The 21118-nt window shown below is 71.6% G+C and carries 18 protein-coding genes and 1 pseudogene; 5 read left to right on the forward strand and 14 right to left on the reverse strand.

The window, feature by feature from the left end; all coding sequences use genetic code 11:
• Positions 1-13: 13 nt before the first annotated feature.
• From AB3X52_RS16310 to AB3X52_RS16350, 9 genes are all read right to left on the reverse strand, one after another.
• Positions 14-721, reverse strand: coding sequence for a GNAT family N-acetyltransferase (locus AB3X52_RS16310; RefSeq protein ID WP_367995155.1), 708 nt, complete (start codon positions 719-721; stop codon positions 14-16).
• A 23-nt stretch (positions 722-744) separates the two neighbouring features.
• A complete protein-coding gene (locus AB3X52_RS16315) occupies positions 745-1251 on the reverse strand; it encodes a phosphoribosyltransferase (RefSeq protein ID WP_367995156.1) in 507 nt (168 codons plus the stop codon).
• Complete coding sequence (locus AB3X52_RS16320) at positions 1248-1907, reverse strand: regulatory protein RecX (RefSeq protein WP_367995157.1); 660 nt, start codon at positions 1905-1907, stop codon at positions 1248-1250. The genes AB3X52_RS16315 and AB3X52_RS16320 overlap by 4 nt, the downstream gene beginning before the upstream one ends.
• A complete protein-coding gene (recA, locus tag AB3X52_RS16325) occupies positions 1897-2946 on the reverse strand; it encodes a recombinase RecA (RefSeq protein ID WP_367995171.1) in 1050 nt (349 codons plus the stop codon). Before recA ends, AB3X52_RS16320 begins: the two co-directional genes overlap by 11 nt.
• 226 nt (positions 2947-3172) lie before the next feature.
• Complete coding sequence (locus AB3X52_RS16330; RefSeq protein WP_367995158.1) at positions 3173-3367, reverse strand: DUF3046 domain-containing protein; 195 nt, start codon at positions 3365-3367, stop codon at positions 3173-3175.
• A 7-nt stretch (positions 3368-3374) separates the two neighbouring features.
• Complete coding sequence (locus AB3X52_RS16335) at positions 3375-4514, reverse strand: class I SAM-dependent methyltransferase (RefSeq protein WP_367995159.1); 1140 nt, start codon at positions 4512-4514, stop codon at positions 3375-3377.
• A gap of 79 nt (positions 4515-4593) precedes the next feature.
• Positions 4594-5406, reverse strand: coding sequence for an ABC transporter permease (locus AB3X52_RS16340; protein ID WP_367995160.1), 813 nt, complete (start codon positions 5404-5406; stop codon positions 4594-4596).
• A complete protein-coding gene (locus AB3X52_RS16345; protein WP_367995161.1) occupies positions 5403-6230 on the reverse strand; it encodes an ABC transporter permease in 828 nt (275 codons plus the stop codon). The genes AB3X52_RS16340 and AB3X52_RS16345 overlap by 4 nt, the downstream gene beginning before the upstream one ends.
• Positions 6230-7162, reverse strand: coding sequence for an ABC transporter ATP-binding protein (locus tag AB3X52_RS16350; protein ID WP_437440570.1), 933 nt, complete (start codon positions 7160-7162; stop codon positions 6230-6232). The genes AB3X52_RS16345 and AB3X52_RS16350 overlap by 1 nt, the downstream gene beginning before the upstream one ends.
• A 122-nt stretch (positions 7163-7284) precedes the next feature.
• Between AB3X52_RS16350 and AB3X52_RS16355 the strand changes: the two genes are divergently transcribed.
• From AB3X52_RS16355 to AB3X52_RS16375, 5 genes are all read left to right on the forward strand, one after another.
• On the forward strand, positions 7285-7881 hold the full coding sequence (locus AB3X52_RS16355) for a GNAT family N-acetyltransferase (RefSeq protein ID WP_367995162.1): 597 nt from the start codon (positions 7285-7287) through the stop codon (positions 7879-7881).
• Between the two features lie 112 nt (positions 7882-7993).
• Positions 7994-8761, forward strand: coding sequence for an SDR family NAD(P)-dependent oxidoreductase (locus AB3X52_RS16360; protein ID WP_367995163.1), 768 nt, complete (start codon positions 7994-7996; stop codon positions 8759-8761).
• A 4-nt stretch (positions 8762-8765) separates the two neighbouring features.
• On the forward strand, positions 8766-10565 hold the full coding sequence (locus AB3X52_RS16365; protein ID WP_367995164.1) for a glycoside hydrolase family 15 protein: 1800 nt from the start codon (positions 8766-8768) through the stop codon (positions 10563-10565).
• 39 nt (positions 10566-10604) lie between these two features.
• Positions 10605-15170 (forward strand): ATP-dependent helicase, encoded by a 4566-nt coding sequence (locus AB3X52_RS16370; protein ID WP_367995165.1) that lies wholly within the window; start codon positions 10605-10607, stop codon positions 15168-15170.
• Complete coding sequence (locus tag AB3X52_RS16375; RefSeq protein WP_367995166.1) at positions 15163-15912, forward strand: DNA-formamidopyrimidine glycosylase family protein; 750 nt, start codon at positions 15163-15165, stop codon at positions 15910-15912. The genes AB3X52_RS16370 and AB3X52_RS16375 overlap by 8 nt, the downstream gene beginning before the upstream one ends.
• Positions 15913-15915: 3 nt before the next feature.
• On the opposite strand, the gene AB3X52_RS16380 is transcribed toward AB3X52_RS16375, so the two are convergent.
• The 5 genes and pseudogenes from AB3X52_RS16380 to AB3X52_RS16400 all read right to left on the reverse strand — a co-directional run.
• On the reverse strand, positions 15916-16215 hold the full coding sequence (locus tag AB3X52_RS16380) for a helix-turn-helix domain-containing protein (protein WP_367995167.1): 300 nt from the start codon (positions 16213-16215) through the stop codon (positions 15916-15918).
• Between the two features lie 85 nt (positions 16216-16300).
• On the reverse strand, positions 16301-16789 hold the full coding sequence (locus AB3X52_RS16385; RefSeq protein WP_367995168.1) for a CinA family protein: 489 nt from the start codon (positions 16787-16789) through the stop codon (positions 16301-16303).
• 76 nt (positions 16790-16865) lie between these two features.
• On the reverse strand, positions 16866-19718 hold the full coding sequence (locus AB3X52_RS16390; RefSeq protein ID WP_367995169.1) for an ExeM/NucH family extracellular endonuclease: 2853 nt from the start codon (positions 19716-19718) through the stop codon (positions 16866-16868).
• Between the two features lie 109 nt (positions 19719-19827).
• Positions 19828-20475: a CDP-diacylglycerol--glycerol-3-phosphate 3-phosphatidyltransferase gene (pgsA, locus tag AB3X52_RS16395; protein ID WP_367995170.1), complete on the reverse strand. Its 648-nt coding sequence runs from the start codon at positions 20473-20475 to the stop codon at positions 19828-19830.
• A pseudogene (locus AB3X52_RS16400) lies at positions 20472-21118 on the reverse strand (30S ribosomal protein S12 methylthiotransferase RimO); the annotation flags it as partial. The pseudogene AB3X52_RS16400 and the gene pgsA, both read right to left, overlap by 4 nt.

The following is a 21118-nucleotide window of genomic DNA, read 5'->3' on the forward strand; positions in this document are numbered from 1 at the left end:
GCGACCCTATCGATCACGCCCCCGCGCCCACGACCCGCTTCAGGTCCAGGGTGCATCCGACGACCGTCGACACCGTCCCGTCCGGCTGCGGCTCGTCGAACCACGTCCCGCGCGCGAACCCGACCTTGTCCAGCACACGCAGCGAGGCCGCGTTGCGATGATCGGGAGCCGCGAAGCACGTGCGCGCACCGGGATAGCGCGCCTCGACTCCGAGGAGCCAGGTCCAGAGCATCCGAGTGCCGAGACCGCGCCCGACGAACGCGGGCTCGCCGATCGCGTAGTCGACGCCGATCGCCTCCGGGTCCGGCGTGAGCAGGGCGTAGTCCGGATAGTCGCCCACGCGGTAGTCCTGACAGAACCCGACCGACCGGCCGTTGGTCTCGACGACCCACATCGTCGTCGCCGTCTCCCCCGCGATGTCCGCGGCGTACCGGTCGGCGACCCGCTCGGGCGTCGGCGGACCGTCGACGCCGAACCAACGGCGAACGTGCTCCTGGGAGAGCCATCGCACGAGCGACGGCAGGTCGCCCGGCGTCATCGGCCGTAGCGCCACGACCGGCCACGCGTCACCGGTGAACTCCTTGACCTCACCGGTGAGGTCGACGGCGTACGCCGGCCGGCCACCGCCCATCCTGGCGGCAGCCTGCGCCCAGCTCTCACCGTCCTCGGTGAGCCCGAGCGCTCGGTGAGCTCCGTGACGTACGGCGACCGCGGTCGGCACGACGACTGCCCCACCCGTCCTCGTCAGTGCGCGAGACCGCCATGGCGGTCGACGAGCGGCGGCTGGGACGACCACGGAAAGTCGATCCACAGGTCCGTCCGCTTCCACACGTAGTCGGGTCGGATCACCGATCGCGGCTTCTCGTAGACGACGGCCGTCCGTGACTCCGCGACGTGTCCCTCGCAGAACGCGTGCACGATCTCGAGCGTCTTGCCGGTGTCGGCGACGTCGTCGGCGATGAGCACCTTCAGCCCGGTGAGGTCGACGGCGGCAGGCGTCGGGGGCAGCATGATCGGGACCTCCAGGCGCTCGTCGACGCCGGTATAGAACTCGACGTTGACCGCGGACAGGTTCTTCACGTCGAGCGCATAGCCCAGCCCCATCCCGAGGCCGAGGCCGCCGCGGGCGATCGAGAGGATCACGTCGGGTTCGTAGCCGCTGTCCACGACCTGCTGCGCGATCTCCCACACAGCGAGGCCGAACAGCTCATAGGTCAGGATCTCGCGCGGCTGGGTCTCCTCCGACGTCACAAGTCAGAGTCTGGCATGCCGAGCTCGTCCGGAACCTCGGCGAGCTCCTCGCGCACGATCGCGAAGGCGAGGCCGGGCGCGTAGCCCTTCCGGGCGAGCATCCCGACGAGCCGGCGGATCTTCGCCTGCTCGTCGATCCGGCTCATCGAGCGCAGCTTCTTGCGCACGAGCGCGCGGCCCGCCGCCCGCTCGTCCTCGGGGTCGATCTCGTCGAGGGCTTCGCGGGCGATCTCGTCGTCCACGCCCTTGCGGCGCAGCTCCTGGGCGAGGGCACGTCGGGCGAGGCCCTTGCCGGGCTGGCGACTCGCGATCCAGCTGCGCGCGAACGCCTCGTCGTCGACGAGACCGACCTCCTCGAACCGATCGAGCAGCCGGGTCGCGATGTCGTCGGGGACGTTGCGCGTGGCGAGCTTGTCGGCGAGTTCCTTCCGGCTCCGCGCCTGGCCCGTCAGCTGGTCGAGAAGGATCTTGCGCGCCACGGCGTCGTGGTCGGGCTCGGGATCCTCCGCGACCGGCACCTCCGGCGTGTCTCGGCCAGGGTCGGCGCGCTTGCTCCATGCGTCGACGCCGGCCGAGACATCACCCAGCCAGTCGGGCGCCGGCCGGTCGTCGGCCCAGGGATCTGCCTGGGCCTGGCGACGTCGGTCAGAAGTCATCGATCCCGACGGGGTCCGCCGGACCCTCGGCCGGCTGGTCCACGGTCGGGCCGACGCCGAGCTTCTCGAGGATCTTCTTCTCCAGCTCGTTGGCGAGGTCGGGGTTGTCCCGCAGGAAGTTGCGGGCATTCTCCTTGCCCTGCCCGAGCTGGTCGCCCTCGTAGGTGTACCAAGCGCCGGCCTTGCGGACGAGCCCCGCCTCGACGCCCACGTCGATGAGACCGCCCTCGCGGCTGATGCCCTTGCCGTACATGATGTCGAACTCCGCCTGCTTGAACGGCGGGGCCACCTTGTTCTTGACGACCTTGACGCGGGTGCGGTTGCCGACCATGTCCTGGCCGTCCTTGAGCGTCTCGATGCGGCGCACGTCGAGGCGGACCGAGGCGTAGAACTTCAGCGCACGGCCACCGGTCGTGGTCTCGGGCGAGCCGAACATCACGCCGATCTTCTCGCGCAGCTGGTTGATGAAGATCGCGGTCGTCTTGGAGTTGTTGAGTGCGCCGGTCATCTTCCGCAGGGCCTGGCTCATCAGGCGCGCCTGCAGACCGACGTGGCTGTCGCCCATCTCGCCCTCGATCTCGGCACGCGGCACGAGCGCGGCGACCGAGTCGATGACGATCAGGTCGAGCGCGCCCGAGCGGATCAGCATGTCGGCGATCTCGAGAGCCTGCTCACCCGAGTCGGGCTGGGAGACGAGCAGCGCGTCGGTGTCGACGCCGAGCGCCTTGGCATATTCAGGGTCGAGCGCGTGCTCGGCGTCGACGAACGCCACGATGCCACCGGCGCGCTGCGCGCTGGCGACGGCGTGGAGCGCGACGGTCGTCTTGCCCGAGGACTCGGGACCGTAGATCTCCACGACGCGGCCGCGCGGAAGCCCACCCAGACCCAGCGCCACGTCGAGGGCGATCGACCCGGTCGGGATCACCTCGAGGGGGGCACGGGAGTCGTCGCCCAGTCGCATGACCGAGCCCTTGCCGAACTGTCGCTCGATGTTGGCGAGCGCGGCGTCGAGCGCCTTCTCGCGGTCTCCACCAGCCATGATGTTCCTTCCCTGCGGGGCCTTCTTGCCCTGCTTCTGCATCGCTTGTCCTCGTGATCTCGTCATCGTGTGCTGGACGCTAGACGGGACCACCGACAGTTCTGGAGAAGACTCCCCAGGGTCTGTGAACGACGCTGCGATTCGCTCCGCCCAGCAGGTCCCAGCCTAGGCCGAACAGATGTTCGACGGGAAGCTCGCGCCGGGCGTGTCGCGGATCAGACGGGTCTCAGCGGTCGCGGGCCGGGAGACCGAGCGCCCGCCACACCGCTGCCCAGACCTCCTTGGGCGGAACACCGGCGTCGAGCGCCTGCTGCGCGGTGCGTCCCCCGAGGTCAGCCATGACGAACTGGTCGGCCCACGCCCGGTAGTAGCCAGGACCGAGCGCGTGCTCCATCCGGGACCAGAACTCGGTATGTCTCATCGGCGCCTCATCGCCTCCTTGCTAGCACGTCGAGCCACACGTCCCCGCGCAGTCCGTCACTGTGTCCGATCTCCACGACGTCCCAGCCGGCATCCGCCAGCGCCGCCCGCAGCGGCCCCTCGCGCCAGTAGACGAAGAGCCTCGGCGCCGCCACCGTGCCGTGGACCGACCATTCCTCATCGTCGCCCTCCTTGAGCGAGACGTGGAGCGCGCCGCCCGTTCGCGTCACCGCCGCGAGACGCCTCAGGACGACCGGCAGGTCCGCCCGCGCGACGTGGACCAGACAGGCGCTCGCCCACACGGCGTCGTACGGCATGTCCGGCGCGGCCGGGTCGCGCAGGTCGTCGCCCAACGGATCGAGTACGACGGCGGCGTACCCGTCCTGCCGGAGCCGCTCGACGAAACCCGGGGTGACGTCGGTGCGCCGCACGCGCGCGCCGCCCGCCTCCAGCGCCCGGGCGTCCCGGCCGTGGCCGCTGCCGATCTCCAGGACGTGAGCGGCGGGCTGGAGCATCGCAAGGAAGCGGTCGAGCACCGAGCGCAGCGACTCGTCGATCTCGTCGCGGCCGTAGACGCCGGCGGACGCCTCGTAGGCGGCGATGGTCGCGTCCTTGGCGGCCGAGCGCACGTCGTGGAGGTGGTGGACGACGTCGTGCAGGTGGTAGCGGCCGAGGCTCTCGATGGTGAACGCGCTGCCGTTGTCACGCAGGCCGGGGCGGGCCCAGGCGTCGGGGGGCACCGACTCGTAGCGCGCCGCGGCGGCGTCGGCGGCGTCGAGCAGCTCCTCGGTGACCGTGGCGGGATCCTGCTCGCCATAACGGTCCTCGACCGCGGTGGCGTCCTGGTCCCAGTTGGCGAAGACCGGCCCGTCCTCCGTCAGCATCAGCCGCACCCGCTCGGCGAAGCGCCGGTGGACGTCGCGGACGTGACAGGCATACTCCAGGATCGACCAGGTCGTGGGCGCGGGCCGGTCGCGCACCATCGGCGCCGCGAGGAAGCCGGCCCAGGCCGTGGCGTTGTCGCGGATCGTCGGAGCCAGGCGGTCAGCGGTCACGGCGCCGGCGACGTAGCCACACGCGGGACAGGGACGGTCGAGCACCCAGGTCCAGTCCTTGGTGTCGGGCTCGATGGCGGCGGGCGACGTCATGCTCCCATCCTTCCAGGGCGGCAGCGGTCGGCCCAGCGGGATGCGGCCCGGCACCCGTCGAACCAGCGCCACCCGCGGCTCAGGGCAGGAGCAGAAGGTCGAGCCGGCGGCGTACGACGGCCAGGCCGACGAGCCCCATCGCCACCAGGTAGACGACCGAGACCGCGGCGCCCCACGACAACGCTCCGGTGGTGAGCTCGCGACAGAGCACGACACCGCGGTAGAGCGGGGTGCACTCCACGATCCAGCGCAGCCAGGTGGGGAACGCCGTGATCGGGAAGAACGTCGCCGAGAACAGGAACATCGGCAGGGTCGTCAAGGTGACGTACTCGAAGTCCTGCCACGACCGCATCCAGGTCGTGAGCGCCATGCCGGCGGCGCCGAAGGCGAGCCCGATCAGCAGCGCGGCCGGAACGACGAGGAGCGTCCACCAGGAGTCGACCAGGCCCAGGCACAGCATGATCACCACGAACGCGGCGGAGTAGATGCCACCGCGCAGCAGCGACCACGCGAGCTCGCCGCGCGCGACGTCGAGGGTCGTCAGCGGCGTGGCCAGCATCTGGTCGAAGAGCTTGTTGTACTTCAGCTTGAAGAAGAAGTTGAAGGTCGCATCGAGCAGCGCGCCGTTCATCGCCGACGCCGCGACCATCCCGGGCGCGACGAACTCGCGGTAGCCGATCTCAGCGCCGTTGAACCCGAAGCCGTGCACGAGCTTGCCGACCCCGATGCCGATCGAGAAGAGGTAGAAGAGCGGCTCGAGGAAGCCGGTGACGAAGACGTACCACGCCCGGCGGTAGGCCAGCAGGTTGCGGTGGAGGAGCAGCGCGGTCGCCTCGCCCGCCCCGAGCGGCCGCGCGGCCACGGCGCTGCTCAGCGCGGCGGTCGCGATCACTGGACCAGCCTCCGCCGCAGCCGCCGCACCGCCCACATCCCACCGAGTGCGGTCAGCACGGCGAGGTAGACGACGTGGACCGCGGCCCAGCCCCAGTCCATCCGGCCGAGGACGAGCATCCGGGTCAGATCGACGCCCTGCCACAGCGGCGTGATCCGGGCAACCGTCTCCATCACCGGGCCGAGGTTGGCGATCGGGAAGAAGGTGCCGGAGAAGAGCGTCAGCGGGATCATCCCGAGTCGGAAGATCAGGGAGAACGCCGACTCGTCCTCCAGACCGCACGCGAACGCGTAGATCGGGGTCGCGAAGGCGAGCCCGATCAGGAGCTGCACCAGCACCGCGACGAGCGTGCCCCAGACCGACTCGAAGACGCCGAAGGGCGCGAGCACGGCGGTGAAGACCGCGGACACGGTGAGGACCCGGAAGGTCACGAACCCCATGTGGGCCAGGACGAGGTCCTTGACGCCGAGGGGCGTGGCCGTCATCGAGAAGTAGATCTTCTGCCACTTCACCATCCCCATCACGGGATAGGTGACCTCGCCGAAGACGGTGGTCATCGCCTGGCTGGCGACCATGCCCGGCGCGACGTAGGCGAGATAAGACGTGGCACCGTCCAGCCTCGCCGGGTCGCTGGTGACGAAGCCGCCGAGGAGCACGCCCATGGCGAGGATCGTGAAGAACGGCGTCACGAACGACGTGATGACGCTGCCCTTCCAGGTCCGCCTGTAGACGATGACGTGGTAGTCGAGCAGCCGCAGCGCACCGGCCCAGGCGTTCACCGGCGCGGTGGGCTTCGCGACGCTGCCCGCGGTCGTCGTGCTCATCAGTCCACCAGCGTCCGACCGGTCAGGCGCAGGAAGACGTCCTCGAGGGTCGAGCGCCGGACCAGCGTGGCCACCGGGCGGAGCCCGCGGGCGTGGACGGCCTCGAGGACGGCCTCGCCGTCGTCGCTGTAGACCAGCAGCCGGTCGGGCAGGACCTCGATGCGGTCGGCGAGATCCTCCACCTTGGACGCGATCGCCTCGTGCTCGCCGACGCCGAAGCGCAGCTCGGCGACCTCGCGCGTGGAGTGGTCGCGGATCAGCTCGAGGGGCGAGCCCTCCGCCACGACCAGTCCGTGGTCCATGACGACCAGCCGGTCGGTGAGCTGCTCGGCCTCGTCCATGTAGTGAGTGGTCAGGACGAGGGTGACGCCCTGCTGCTTGAGCCGGAAGAGCCGGTCCCAGATGACATGACGGGCCTGGGGGTCGAGACCCGTCGTCGGCTCGTCGAGGATCAGGATCTCGGGCCGGTTGATGAGACTGCGGGCGATGGTCAGCCGCCGCTTCATGCCGCCCGAGAGGTCGTCGACCTTCGCGCGCGCCCTCTCGGTGAGCTGCACGAAGTCGAGCAGCTCGTCGATGCGGCTGCGGACCTCCTTGCGGGGAAGCCCAAAGTAGCGGCCGTAGACATAGAGGTTCTCCCAGACGTTGAGCTCCGTGTCGAGCGTGTCCTCCTGGGGACAGACGCCGATCCGGGCGCGGATCTCGGGCCCGTGGGTCGCCGGGTCGAGGCCGAAGATCCGCAGCCGACCGCCGGTGACCGGGGAGACACAGCAGATCATCCGCATCGTCGACGACTTCCCGGCGCCGTTCGGACCCAGGAAACCGAAGGCCGCACCCGCAGGGATGTCCACGTCGATGCCCCGGACCGCCTCGAAGTCACCGAACGACTTCCGCAGGTCCCGGGCCGAGATCATCGAGTCGGGAGGGTGCACATCGACAGACACTAGAGCCGACCGCCCACACTCTTCACCCGCCTTTCCTAGGACGGCACCCTCAGGCTGGTCTCGTCGACCCGTCCGACGGCCGCTGAGTCCTCGACGGCAGCATGGGTCCCGTGAACGCACACGACCCTCTCGCCGTCGTCGACTGGCCCGTACGCACCGAGCGGCTCGTGCTCCGCCGGGCCGTCCCCGAGGACCTCGCGGCCACATGGCGGTTCCGACAGCTCCCCGAGGTGTACGACTGGCTGGGCGCCGCCACGGCGACGTACGACGCCTATCGTGAGCGCTTCCTGCGGCCCGGCCGGCTCGCGACCAAGCTCGTCGTCGAGCTGGACGAGCACGTCGGCACCGGGGTCATCGGCGACCTCATGGTCCGGGTCGAGGACGCCTGGGCGCAGGAGGAGGTCGTCGAGGAGGCACGCGGCGTCCAGGCCGAGCTCGGGTGGACCTTCGACCCGGCGTACGGCGGCCGTGGACTCGCCACCGAGGCGGTCCGCGCCGTCATCGACCTCTGCTTCGGGCCGCTGCGGCTGCGGCGCGTGCAGGCGAACTGCTTCGCCGACAACGAGCCGTCCTGGCGGCTGATGGACCGGGTCGGGATGCGCCGCGAGGCACACATGGTCCAGGAGTCGCTGCACCGGACGAAGGGCTGGCTCGACGGGTTCTCCTACGCGCTGCTCGCCGAGGAGTGGCCCAGCACGGACGGCTGAGACGCACCCACGATCTCACTGAGAAGTGACTGATTCGCGTCCCACATCGTCGAGAAGTGTGGGGACGCCCGGCAGACTGCCAGGAGGGAACGTCAACAGCAAAGGGGCAGACGTGAGCGGACCGCTCGACGGAAAGGTCGTCGCCGTCACCGGCGCGAACTCGGGGATCGGCGAGGCGATCGCCAAGGAGGCCGCGGCGCAGGGCGCCGCCGTCGTCATCGACTGGGTGGTCGATCCGGCGGCGACCGAGGGAGTCGTGGCCGACATCGAGTCGCGCGGCGGACGGTGCCACGCCGTCCAGGCCGACGTCGCGAAGGTGGCCGACCTGCAGAAGATCGTCGACGCCGCCGTCGCCGCCTTCGGCCGCCTCGACGTGTGGGTCAACAACGCCGGGATCGAGGTCGGCCAGACGCTGACCGACCTCGACGAGGAGAAGTACGACCGCCTGATGGGCATCAACCTCAAGGGCGCCGTCTTCGGCACCCAGGTCGCGGCCGCGCAGATGCGCGCGCAGGGCGACGGCGGGGTCATCGTCAACATCACCTCCACCCACGAGGACTGGCCGATGCCCTCCGATCTGGCCTACTGCGTGTCGAAGGGCGGCATGCGCATGCTCACGCGTACGGCGGGCGTCGAGCTGGGTCCGGACCGCATCCGCGTCGTGGGGGTCGGTCCCGGCGCCATCCTCACGCCGATCAACGCCGACGACGACGCGGCCGCCCAGGCGGCGCTGCGCGCTGCGATCCCGCTCGGCTACGAGGCCGAGCCGGCCGAGATCGCGACCGTCGTCTGCTGGGCAGCGTCGGACGCGGCGAAGTACGTCACCGCCACCACGGTCATGGCCGATGGCGGGCTGATGCAGAAGCCCGGGGCGGTCTGAGCCGATGTCCACCCACGCCCTGCCCATCGAGGACTATGCCCTCATCGGCGACCGGCGCACGGCTGCGCTCGTCGGGACGAACGGCTCCATCGACTGGCTCTGCCTCCCGCGCTTCGACTCCCCCGCCTGCCTGGCGGCCCTGCTCGGCGACGAGGAGAACGGCCACTGGCAGCTGGAGCCGGTCGGCGACTATGACGTGACTCGCCGCTACGTCGGGGACTCGTGTGCGCTGGAGACCACGTTCACGACCGCGCACGGCACCGTCCGCCTCACCGACGTCATGCCGACCCACGACGGCCGCGCCGACGTCGTACGCGTCCTGCGGTGTGACCGGGGTCGTGTCCGCGTCCGGCACGCCTGGCGCGTGCGGCCCGACTACGGACGGATCAAGCCCTGGGTGCGGCGACGCCGGATCGGCGACGACGAGGAGGAGGTCATCTCCGCCATCGCCGGACCGGACCGGCTCGTCCTGCGCGGTCACCGGCTGCCGCACGCGACCGACCACGTGCACGAGGACGAGATCGAGCTGTCCGCCGGCGACGAGCTCACGTTCACCCTCACCTGGCTGCCCTCCCACCAGGAGATCGACGACCTCGAGCACGCGACCGAGCGGCTCGCCGAGACGGTCGCCGAGGAGGAGGCGTGGGCGGCGCGCTGTCCGGCCGACGTACCCCAGCCGGAGGCCGTCAAGCGCTCGCTCCTCACCTTGCGGCTGATGACCGACTGCGACACCGGCGGCATCGTGGCGGCACCCACCACGTCGCTGCCTGAGGACTTCGGCGGCGAGCGGAACTGGGACTACCGCTACTGCTGGCTGCGCGACGCCGCCCTCACCCTCTCCTCGCTCCTGCGCGCGGGGTACGCCGACGAGGCGGACCTGTGGCGCGGCTGGCTGCTGCGGGCGGTGGCCGGCGACCCGGAGGACCTCCAGATCATGTACGCCGTCGACGGCGCCCGCCGGCTGACCGAGTATGAGTTGCCCGAGCTCCCGGGATACGCCGGCTCGCAGCCCGTCCGGGTCGGCAACGGCGCCGTCGACCAGCAGCAGCACGACGTCCTCGGTGAGGTCATGGACGCCCTGGCCCTCCAGCGGCGTACGACGGGCCATGTCGACCCGGACGCCTGGCGTCTCCAGGTGGCGCTGGTGAGCGAGCGCGCCCAGCACTGGCAGGAGCCCGACAACGGTCTGTGGGAGATCCGCGGCGAGCCCCGTCACTTCGTGCACTCGCTCGTCATGGAGTGGGTCGCGTTCGACCGCGCGGTCGCGGCGATCGAGGAGTTCGGCCTCGAGGGTCCCGTCGAGGAGTGGCGGGCGATCCGTGACCGCATCCGCGAGGAGGTCCTCGAGAAGGGGTTCCACCAGGAACGGAACTCGTTCGTCCAGCACTACGACACCGACGAGGTCGACGCCTCCCTCCTGCTCCTGCCCACCGTCGGGTTCATCGCGGGTGACGATCCGCGCATGCTCGGGACCATCGAGGCGGTCGAGAAGGACCTGCTCCACGGTGGCCTGCTGCTGCGCTACCGCACCTCGAGCGGCGTTGACGGGCTGTCGGGGGCCGAGCACCCCTTCCTGGCCTGCTCGTTCTGGTTGGTGGACGCCTATGCGCTCGCCGGGCGCCTCGATGACGCCCGGGCGCTGTTCGACCGGCTGGTCGGGCTGTGCAACGACGTCGGGCTGCTCTCGGAGGAGTACGACCCGGTCGGTCAGCGCATGGTCGGGAACTTCCCGCAGGCGTTCAGCCATCTCGCGCTCGTGCGTGCCGCGCTCACCCTGGCGGAGGCGGAGCGCTCGCGGGACTGAGCCGGCGGGAGTGTCGGTGCCGGGTGCCAAGATGGCCGGGTGAGCGATCCTTCCGCCTCCGACGCGCTGCGCCGCTTCAGCCCGCCCACCCGGGCGTGGTTCGCCGCGGCGTTCGCGGCGCCCACCCCGGCGCAGGCAGGTGCCTGGGAGGCGATCGGAGCCGGGCGGCATGCGCTGGTGGTGGCGCCGACCGGTTCCGGGAAGACGCTCAGTGCCTTCCTCTGGTCGATCGACCGACTGATGAGCGAGCCGGTGCCGGAGAAGGCCCGCCGCTGCCGGGTGCTCTACGTCAGTCCCCTCAAGGCGCTCGGGGTCGACGTCGAGCGCAACCTGCGGGCGCCGCTGACGGGGATCCGCCAGACCGCGGAGCGGCTCGGAGCGGAGGTGCCCGAGCTGCGCGTCGGCGTCCGCTCCGGTGACACGCCCGCGGCGGAGCGACGCCGGTTGACGACGACGCCGCCCGACGTCCTCATCACGACGCCGGAGTCGCTCTTCCTCATGCTGACCAGCCAGGCGCGGGAGTCGCTGCGCGGGGTCGAGACCGTCATCGTCGACGAGATCCATGCCGTCGCCGGCACCAAGCGCGGCGCTCACCTCGCGCTGACGCTCGAGCGGCTCGACGAGCTGCTCGAGCGGCCGGCGCAGCGCATCGGGCTGTCCGCGACGGTGCGTCCGCTCGAGGAGGTGGCCCGCTTCCTCGGCGGCATTGCCCCCGTCGAGATCGTGGCGCCGCCCGCGGCGAAGGAGTGGGACCTCGAGGTCGTCGTCCCCGTCGAGGACATGAGCGAGCCCGGCGAGTACGACGAGGAGTCGGGCGAGCCGGAGCGGCACTCCTCGATCTGGCCTCATGTCGAGGAGCGGGTCGCCGATCTCATCACCGCTCACCGGTCGACCATCGTCTTCGCCAACTCCCGCCGCCTCGCCGAGCGCCTCACCGCGCGCCTCAACGAGATCGCCGCGGACCGCGTCTGGCAGACGCCGGCGTCCGACCAGAGCACGCCCACGCGGCCGCCGGCTCAGCTCATGGCCGAGTCCGGCCAGACCTACGGCGCACCGCTCGTGATCGCGAAGGCCCACCACGGGTCGGTCTCCAAGGAGCAGCGTGCGCTCATCGAGGACGACCTCAAGGCCGGCCGCCTGCCGGCCGTCGTCGCGACGAGCAGCCTCGAGCTCGGCATCGACATGGGTGCGGTCGACCTCGTCGTCCAGATCGAGAGCCCGCCGAGCGTCGCGAGCGCCCTCCAGCGCGTCGGGCGTGCCGGCCACCAGGTCGGCGAGGTCTCTCGCGGCGTCCTCTTCCCCAAGCATCGTGGTGACCTGGCGCAGACCGCCGTGGCGGTCCAGCGCATGCGCGCGGGCCAGATCGAGTCGCTCCACCTCCCGGCCAACCCGCTCGACGTCCTCGCGCAGCAGGTCGTGGCCGCCACGGCGATCGATGCCTGGCACGTCGACGACCTCTACGCCCTGGTGCGACGCGCGGCGCCCTATACCGCTCTCCCCCGCAGCGCCTTCGAGGCGACCCTCGACCTGCTCGCCGGCCGCTACCCCAGCGACGAGTTCGCCGAGCTGCGCCCGCGCATCGTGTGGGACCGCGTGACCGGCATGCTGACGGGCCGACCGGGCGCCCAGCGCCTGGCCGTCACCAGCGGCGGGACGATCCCCGACCGGGGCCTCTTCGGCGTCTACCTCGTCGGGGAGGGCACCGGCCGGCGGGTCGGAGAGCTCGACGAGGAGATGGTCTACGAGTCCCGGGTCGGTGACGTGTTCGCTCTGGGTGCCACCAGCTGGCGGATCGAGGACATCACCCACGACCGCGTGCTCGTCTCGCCGGCCCCGGGAGTCCCCGGCCGCCTGCCGTTCTGGAAGGGCGACAGCCTCGGACGCCCCGCCGAGCTCGGCGAGGCGGTGGGCGCCTACACCCGCGAGCTCGCCGGGCTGCCACGCGCCCGCGCCGAGGCCCGCGCGCGCGAGGCCGGGCTCGACGCGTGGGCCGCCGCCAACCTGGTCGGCTATCTGCGCGAGCAGGTCGACGCCACCCGCGTCCTGCCGAGCGACGTGAGCATCGTGGTCGAGCGCTTCCGCGACGAGCTCGGCGACTGGCGGCTCGTCGTCCACTCCCCCTACGGCACCCCGGTCCACGCGCCCTGGGCGCTGGCGATCAACGCCCGGCTCCGGGAGAGGTACGGCGTGGACGGGCAGGCGGTCGCCTCCGACGACGGCATCGTGGTGCGGATCCCCGACACCGAGGCGGAGCCGCCCGGCGGCGAGGTGATCGTCTTCGAGCCGGAGGAGATCGCCGACCTGGTGACCACGGAGGTCGGCGGGTCCGCGCTCTTCGCCAGCCGGTTCCGCGAGTGCGCCGCCCGCGCCCTGCTGCTGCCGCGCCGCGACCCGGGACGGCGCAGCCCGCTGTGGCAGCAGCGCCAGCGCTCCGCCGCCCTCCTCCAGGTCGCGGCGCAGTTCCCGAGCTTCCCGATCGTCCTCGAGGCGGTCCGCGAATGCCTCCGCGACGTCTACGACCTCCCCGCGCTCACCACGCTGCTGCAGCGACTCCAGCGGCGTGAGGTCCAGGTGGTCGACGTCGCCACCACCGCGCCGTCGCCCTATGCGCGCAGCCTGCTCTTCGGCTACGTCGCCCAGTTCATGTATGAAGGCGACTCCCCCATCGCCGAGCGCCGCGCCGCGGCGCTCACCCTGGACCAGGGTCTGCTCGCCGAGCTGCTCGGGCGGGCGGAGCTGCGCGAGCTGCTCGACCCCGCGGTCCTCGCCGAGGTCGAGGCCGAGCTCCAGCGCACGGCCACCACCCGACGGGCACGTGGCCCGGAGGGCGTCGCCGACCTGGTCCGGACGGTCGGGCCGCTCTCCACCGACGAGGTCGCTGCGCGGACGGTCCCCGGCGCCGACGTCGGCGGCTGGCTCGAGGAGCTGGCCGAGGCACGGCGGCTCGTGTCCGTGCGGGTCGGCGGCGAGGATCGGTGGGCCGTCATCGAGGACGTCGCGCGGCTGCGTGACGGCCTCGGCGTCCCGGTCCCGCCCGGCACCCCCTCCGTCTTCACCGAGCCGGTGGACGACCCGATCGGTGACCTGGTGGCGCGCTACGCGCGCACGCACGGACCGTTCACCGTGGAGGAGGCCGCCCGGCGGTGGGGCGTCGGGCCTGCCGTCGTACGCCACGCGCTCGATCGGCTCTCCGCCCGCGGCCGGGTGCTCGACGGTGAGTTCCGGCCGCAGGGCGCCGGTCAGGAGTGGTGCGACGCCGACGTCCTGCGCACGTTGCGGCGGCGCTCGCTCGCGCGGCTCCGCAAGGAGATCGAGCCCGTGCAGCCGGCCGCGCTCGGGCGCTTCCTGCCGCCCTGGCAGAAGGTCGGCCGACGCCGCGGCGGGGTGCGCGGCGTGGACGGTGTCCTGACCGTCGTCGACCAGCTCGCGGGCTGCCCACTGCCCGCGAGCGCGCTCGAGTCCCTGGTGCTGCCGGCCCGCGTCGTCGACTACGAGCCGGCGTTCCTCGACGAGCTGACCGCGTCGGGAGAGGTGCTGTGGGCGGGCCACGCCCCACTGCCGGGAAGCGACGGCTGGGTCTCCCTCCACACCGCGGACAGCGCGGACCTGACCCTTCCCGAGCCCGGCCAGGGTCCCCACTCCGAGCTCGCCGAGCGCGTCCTCGAGGCGCTGGCACCCGGTGGCGCGTGGTTCTTCCGCCAGCTCGCGGAGGCGGTCGGGCCTGCCCGCGGCGAGGGCCCGTCGCCCGACGACGCCGCGCTGAGTGCCGCGCTCTGGGAGCTCGTCTGGGCCGGCCGCGTCGGCAACGACACCCTGATGCCGCTGCGGGCGCTCACCCGCTCCGGCACGCCCACCCACCGCAGCCGACGGCCCCCGCCCCGGGCTCGCCTCGGCACGCGCCCGAGGATGCCCGCCCGCGGCGGTCCACCCGAGACGACAGGTCGCTGGACGCTGCTCCCGACCCCCGACGGCGATCCGACGCGGCGTGCGACGGCCGCCGTCGAGCGCCTGCTCGATCGCCACGGAGTCGTGACCCGAGGCGCCGTCGCGAGCGAGCGCACACCCGGCGGGTTCGCCGCCATCTACAAGATCCTCGCCGCCTTCGAGGAGACCGGACGCTGCCGACGGGGCTACTTCGTGGAGGGCCTCGGAGCCGCGCAGTTCGGAACGGCCGGCGCGGTCGACCGGCTCCGCACCTTCAGCGCGGTCGACGAGGAGCAGAAGGCGACAGCCGTGGCGCTCGCCGCCACCGACCCGGCGAACCCGTACGGCGCCGCCCTCCCCTGGCCCGACACGACCGACGGCCACCGTCCCGGACGCAAGGCGGGGGCCATCGTGGTCATCGTGGACGGCGAGCTCACGCTCTACGTCGAGCGCGGCGGCCGCACGCTGCTCACCTGGTCGGAGGAGCCGGATCTCCTCGAACCCGCGGCGCAGGCGCTCGCCGACGCCGTGCGCGCCGGCGCCCTCGGTCGCCTCACCGTCGAGAAGGCCGACGGCGCGGCGCTCCTGGGCGCGGGCGAGACCCCCCTGCGACAAGCCCTGCAGCTTGCCGGCTTCGTGGCGACGCCGAAGGGCCTTCGGCTGAGGTCCGACCATGCCTGAGGGCGACGCCGTCCGACGCACGGCGCGACAGCTCGACCGGGGCCTCTCCGGCCAGGACCTGCTGCGCTCCGACTTCCGGGTGCCTGCGCTCGCGACCGTGGACCTCGCCGGCGGGACGGTGGTCGCGACGGTCCCGCGCGGCAAGCACCTGCTCACCCGGATCGACCACGAGACGGGCGCCTGGACCCTCCACACCCATCTCACGATGGAGGGCAGTTGGCGGGTGATGCCATCAGGCCGGCGCTGGCCGAAGCCCGGCCATCAGGCTCGCGTCGTGCTGCGCACCCCCACGACGGAGGCGGTCGGATTCCTGCTCGGCACGGTCGAGCTCGTGCGGCGCGACCGCGAGCGGGAGATCCTCGCCCACCTCGGTCCCGATCTCCTCGGGCGCGACTGGGACGAGGACGAAGCGCTCCGTCGCCTCGGCTCCCAGCCTGACCGCCCGCTCTTCGACGCGCTCCGTGACCAGCGCAACCTCGCCGGGATCGGGACGATCTATGCCGCCGAGACGTGCTTCCTCGCCGGGGTCCATCCGCTCCGCACCGTCCGTGAGGCCCCCGATCTCCCGCGGATGCTCCGCCGGACCCGTGAGCTCATGTCGGCCGACTGGTCGCTGTCGGGACGCCTGTGGGTCTACGGCCGGCGGGCATGTCGACGGTGCGGCAGCACGGTCACGGTGCTCCGCGTCGGCCCACCGGGGCAGGAGCGGCCGGCGTACCTCTGCGAGAACTGCCAGCGCTGAGGATCAGGCGGCGGAGGCGACGACCGCGCCGGCGGCGCGCACCGGGATCGGGGTCGGCAGGGAGGCGGCCTCTTCGAGCGCCACCGCGTCCGACACCTCGCGCAGGACGTCGGAGAGCGGCACCTCGAGCGCCGTGCACAACGAGGCCAGCAGCTCGGAGGAGGCCTCCTTCTGCCCGCGCTCGATCTCGGAGATGTAGCCGAGGCTCACCCGAGCCTCCGCGGAGACCTCGCGCAGCGTCATCCCGCGCTCCATCCGCTGGGCACGCAGCACATCGCCGAGCAGTCGACGGAACAGCACCATGCGGTCAGCCTCCTCGTCTCCGATGTCGCCTCGGTCGGATCCCTGGTCGTCCGCGAGGTCTCCCCGCGTCGCCGTAGGCCCAACGCTACCCGACGGCTGGTTCTTCCCGCCTCAGCACGCCCTCGAGCTCGGCGAGCGCCCCCTCGCAGGTGGCGTCCTGGATCTCCCCGCGCTCACCGGAGAACTGCAACCGCACCGACGTCACCAGCCCGGGCCCGGCGATGCCGACGTACACCGTGCCCACGGGCTTCCCCTCCTGCGGCTCCGGGCCGGCGACGCCCGTCGTCGAGAGGCCGTACGTCGCACCGGCGATCGCCTTGATGCCGCTGGCCATCGCCTCGGCGCACTCCGCTGAGACGACGCCGACGGAGTCGATGACCTCCTGGGGGACATCGAGCAGCGACCGCTTCAGCTCGGTGGCGTAGGTGACCACGCCGCCGAGGAACGTCTGCGACGCCCCGGGCGTGTCGGTCAGCAGTGCCGCCAGCCGGCCGCCGGTGAGCGACTCGGCGGTCGCCACCGTGTGGCCCCCGGCACGGAGCAGCAGGTGGACGCGGGAGGCGAGCTCGGGCATGGCTGCGACTCTAGTCGCCGCGCGGCCGAGTCGGCGTACATGTGCGCCGACTCGGCCGACCATCTGCGTCGACTCCTCACGCGAGCGGCTTCCAGGGGCCGTAGGGGTCGCCCGGCTTCTGGTTGCGGGTGTACCACATGGCCTGGTAGCTCGTGCCGTGATAGACCGCCACATCGCCCGCGTGGAAGATCCGGGTCGGGGTCCAGACCGCGGTGCCGTCAGGCGCGGTGACGATCTCCTGCCACGGACCGTTCGGGTCGCCCGGCTTCTGGTTCCGCGTCCACCAGGAGGCGGTCCACAGGGAGCCGTCGTCGGTGACCTGATCGCCGGCGGTGTAGACCGTCGTCGCGTCCCAGGCAGGCGCCGTCGGCTTCTGCGGCACGTCGAGGCCGACGATCTCGGGGTTGTGGTCGGAGGCCCGGAAGACGTTGTCCTGGTAGAGGATCGTCGCGTTGTCGTTGTAGCGGCTGTATTCGAAGCCGACCTGCTCCTGGGCGTTGATCTGCCACACGTCGACGCCGGTCACCCACGCTTTGGCGGCATCGTTGGCGAAGACGTGGTCCAGCGAGCCGTCCATGCCATCGAAGGAGTAGGTCGCCTCCCCGTGGTTCAGCTCACCGTTGAGCTCGTGGTAGCCACCGTCCTCGATGACCTGGACCGGGTCCTCCTTCGAGTAGGCGTTGAAGTCGCCGGTGAAGAAGACCTTGTCGGTGCCGGCGACCTTCTCCTGGGCCGAGGCGAAGTCGAGGAGTGCGTGGGCCTGCGCGATCCGCGCCTGGTTGGACAGTCCCTGACCGGTGCCGTCGTCGTCGCCGGAGCCCTTGGACTTGAAGTGGTTGACGATGACCACGAACGTGTCGTCGGCCGCGCCGCCGACCGGCGTGAACGCCTGCGCGAGCGGCTCCCGGGCTTCCTGGAAGGCGCCGCCGTCACCGGACTGGTCGGCCAGCACGTGCGACGTGCCGACCAGCGCGACATCGGCGGGCTTGTAGATGAAGCCGGTCCGGATGACGTCCTGCTGGTCCAGCGGCGGCAGGTCGGCGGCGTTCGGTGAGGGCGCGTAGGCCCAGGTGCCGGCGCCCGCCTGCTCGTTGAGGGCGGCGACGAGCGTCTTGATGGCGAAGTCACGGTCCTTGCCGAACCACACCGAGTTCTCCAACTCCTCGAGGCTGACGATGCTGGCACCCAGGGAGTTGATCGCCTTGACGATCTTCACCTGCTGGCGCTGGAGGCTCTCCGCGGTCGCGGCGCCGCGTGGGCCGGGTTCGCCGTTCGGCCCCTGGCAGACGTTGTCGCTGATCGGAGTGCCGGACCGGTCGTCGTAGTAGGTGCAGGTGCCGAGTCCGCTGGCGACGTACTCCTCACCCGTCGTCGGGAAGTAGTTGAGGACGTTGAACGTCGCGAGTCGTACGTCGCCGCCGACCTGCCGCGGCGCGACGTTGTCCGCGCGCGTGTCCGAGAACGTCGCGACCGCGTGACCGTCGTCGGTGACCGGTTCGGTGGGCTGGAGGTTCCAGGCGTCGTACCGGTATTCCAGCACGAACGGCTGGTGGAAGGTCACCTTCGAGCCGATCCGCACCGGGTTGTCAGACGTGAGCCACGGCAGCGGCTTCGACCTGTTGGCCGCCGAGTTGAAGTTGGTCGAGGCGCCGTCGTCGAGAGTGACCTGCCGGGCAGCGTTGTCGGCCTCGACCGCGGCGATCGCGTCGGGGTCCTGGGCATCGGCGTACTCCGTGGGTGTCCGCAGGGCGTGGTCGCCCGAGGCCAGCACGAAGGAGCCGTAATAGTTGGCGTCGTAGTTGTCCGAGACGGTGAAGTCGCCGGAGGGCTCGACCAGCTCGCCCTCATGCGCCTCCTTCTCGGCGTCGGTGTCGAGGTCGGTCCAGGGCACCTGGAGGGTCGCCACCGAGCCGAGTGAGGTCGGCAGTTCGCTGACGCCGCCGGAGGTGGGCGTGAGCTCGGTCGTGCCCTGGTATTCGCTGACCTTGCCGGTCACGGTCACGCTCTCGCCGATCTCGACCCCGGCGGCGGCGCTCGGGCCGTAGACGAAGATCGCGTCCGACCTGCCGTCGGTCGGGCTGCCCGTCGGGTCCTCGAGGTAGAACCCGTTGAACCCGCCGGTGGCGTAGTCCGCCGTGACGACGCCCTGCGTCGTCACCGTCCGGCCGACGAGCGGTGAGGTGTCGGTGGCGCCCTGGATGTCGCTGATCGCGACGTTCGTCGGCGGTTGACCGCCATCACCGCCATCACCGCCGCCGCCATCGGTCCCGGAGTTCTCCGGGCTCGGCGCGGCGAGGCTGAAGTCGGCGCCGTTGTCGTCGGTGTCGGTCCCTGCGACGCTGCGGTTGAGCGACTGCGTCGCCGTGGCGTTCGCGGACGCCGGCGAGCCCTCGAAGCTGGCAGCGCCCTTGCCCCCGAAGAAGTCGACCAGACCGGGCGTGCCGGTGACATCACCGGAGGTCGCGATGATGCTCGTGCCCTGCTGCAGGGCGACCTGGCCGCCCGCGGCCGCCATGCTGAAGGCCGGCGACGCGACCGCGTCCGGGGTCGGCAGCGCGGCGCCCGTGCTCCCCGCGGCGCCCATCTGGATCAGCCAGTGGGCGTGGGCGGGGACGGAGCCCGAGAGGGCGTACGGCGAACCGCCCGACCCACCGGCCGCCGAGCGGTAGTGGATCGCGAGCCCCGCGAGCGGGATCGAGGCGTCCGTCGGATTCACGAGCTCGACGAAGTCGGCGTCGTACACGGCGCCCGCGTTCCCGCCGGCGCCGTACACCTCGCTGATGACGAGGCCGCTGCCGTCCGGGGCGGCGTGCGCGGGTGGTGCCGTGGCGAGGACGGCGAAGGGCGTGGCGGTGAGCGCGAGTCCCGAGATGCCCGCGACGAGGCGGGTGCGACTCCGAGACCCTGCTGCGGCGAGCAGGTATGGCACGGGAGGTTCCTTTGGGTCCAGTCGGCTGACCGACTGAACGTAGCGTCCGCACGGCGCCCCGGATAGGACCTCGGCGGTGAACGCTGGGTGACGGGCGCCGCCCCGGGCGTCAGCGCCGACGCAGGCGGGCGCGCTGCGTCCAGATGCCCCAGAAGAACTGCAGGCCGGACCAGACGGTCAGGATGACGGCGACCGCGAGGCAGATCTCGAACGCCCAGTGCAGGACGTCGCCGGGGGTGTGCCACCACGACGCCGCGTCCGAGTCGCGCAAGGGGAGCACGAGACCGCCGAGCGCGATCCCCTGGATGAAGGTCTTCCACTTGCCGAGCGTGTCGGCGGCGATCACGACCTTCGAGGCGACCAGGAGCCGCACGAAGGTGATGCTCCACTCGCGCACGAGCACGAGGATCGTCACCCACCACCAGACCTCGCCGATCACGGAGAGCGCGATGAACGCCATGCCGGTGATCGCCTTGTCGGCGATCGGGTCCGCGATCTTGCCGAAGTCGGTGATCAGGTTGTGCTTGCGCGCCAGGTCGCCGTCGATCTTGTCCGTGACCATGGCGACGAAGAAGATCGCCCACGCGACGAGCCGCCAGGTGGCGTCCTCGCCGCTGTGCACGAGCAGGGCCCAGCCGAAGAACGGGACGAGCACGATCCGCAGCGTGGTGAGCACGTTCGGGACGTTCCAGTTGCTGACCCTGCGGCCGGAATGTTCGGCCGGGCGCGGGGCGGACGGGCTCGCGGGCTCACTCACGCGTCGACCCTAGCGACCAGGTCGACACCGTCCGTCGCCACCACCGTGGCGCGGACGAGATCGCCGCGGCGTACGCCGTCCACCCGGCCCTCGAGGGTGGTCGTGCCGTCGACCTCGGGACCCTGATGGGCGGCGCGACCCAGCCACGACGATCCGTCGTCGCCGGCCTCCTCGACCAGGATCTGGACCGTCTCGCCGATCCGCTCCTCCGCGCGCTGGCCGGTCAGCTCCTCGGCGAGCGCCTGGACGTGCTCGACCCGGGCCCTGATCTCGTCCTCGTCGAGCTTGAGCGACGCCTCGAACCCGGCGGCCTCGGTGCCGTCCTCGTCGGAGTAGCCGAACACCCCGGTGACGTCGAGCCTGGCGGCGACCAGGAAGTCGCAGAGGATCTCCAGATCCTCCTCGGACTCGCCGGGGAACCCGACGATGACGTTCGACCGTACGCCGGCGTCCGGCGCAAAGGACCGCACCGACTCCAGGAGCGCGAGGAAGCTGTCCGGGTCGCCGAACCGCTTCATCCGGCGCAGGACGGCGTGGGACGCGTGCTGGAAGGACAGGTCGAAGTAGGGCACCACGCCCGGCGTCGTCGCGATCGCCTCGATCAGGCCCGGCCGGGTCTCCGCCGGCTGGAGGTAGGAGACGC

It is taken from the genome of Nocardioides eburneus (assembly GCF_040838215.1).
Classification (GTDB): domain Bacteria; phylum Actinomycetota; class Actinomycetes; order Propionibacteriales; family Nocardioidaceae; genus Nocardioides; species Nocardioides eburneus.